Origin of the sequence: Variovorax glucosi (genome assembly GCF_051216695.1) — a bacterium.
Lineage (GTDB): Bacteria > Pseudomonadota > Gammaproteobacteria > Burkholderiales > Burkholderiaceae_C > Variovorax.
Genome location: NZ_JBPJZE010000037.1, coordinates 903 through 1745, shown reverse-complemented (window position 1 = coordinate 1745; position 843 = coordinate 903). Strand labels below are relative to the sequence as shown.

The window sequence follows — 843 nt, the reverse complement described above, 5'->3', positions numbered from 1 at the left end:
ATCGGTCTTCGGCACGTACAGGAACTCGGCCTCGCGGTCGATGAAGCGCAAGACCAGCCACGGGCAGGCGATGCGGTCGATCTTCGGGCGCTCGCGCGTGATCCATTTCATGGCGTGTCTCCTTTCGTGGCAAGCGGCCGGCCGGCCGCCTGCCAACCGTCGATCCCGCCGCGCAGGTAGCGCGCATCCACGCCGGCCGCACGCAGCCGCATGGCCGTGGACCGGCCCACTTCGTGCCCGTAGACGCAGTAGACGACGACCTCGCGATCGCGCGGAAGCTCGCGCGACCAGTCGGTAACGGCGGCCGGGTCGCGCCAGCGCGCGCCGGGAATCAGCGACTGGGTGCGCTCGAAGACGCCCGCGCGTCGCACGTCGAGCACCAGGGCACCGGCCAACTCGTGCTGCCCGGCGCCGAAAGGCTCGCTCGCGCCATGCACCGCAAGCTGGTAGCGCTCGTAGACGCGCGCCCAGTCGATGCAGGCCACGCAGGCATCGACGTACGCGCCCGCCGCCGCGCCGAAGTCCATGTGATAGGCGTGCTCGTACATGTCCAGCGCAAGGATCGGCACGCCACCGGCAATCGCATGCGCGTGATCGGCCGCCCACTGGTTGGTCAGCGTACCTTCGCGCGGCTGGAACACCAGCAGCACCCAGCCGGAGCCGCCGCCCAGCGCGTTGCCCATGGCGACGAATTCCTCCCGCCATCGCTCGACGCTGCCGAAATTGGCGGCCAGGGCCAGCGCCATGGCCGGCTCCATGGCCGGCTCCATGGTCTGGCCGTCGCCACCGAGACTGCCGAAGTACGGCTGGTGCAGCAGCATCGACTTGGTGGCCATCAGATCT

General features: G+C 69.8%; 2 protein-coding genes. Both read right to left on the bottom strand.

The window, feature by feature from the left end; all coding sequences use genetic code 11:
- Positions 1–111, bottom strand: a 111-nt coding sequence (locus tag ACSFA3_RS22570) for a chromate resistance protein ChrB domain-containing protein (protein ID WP_435507717.1), incomplete at its 3' end; no start/stop codon positions are given.
- A partial coding sequence (locus ACSFA3_RS22565; protein WP_435507716.1) for a Fe-Mn family superoxide dismutase occupies positions 108–843 on the bottom strand: 736 nt, incomplete at its 5' end. The genes ACSFA3_RS22570 and ACSFA3_RS22565, both read right to left, overlap by 4 nt.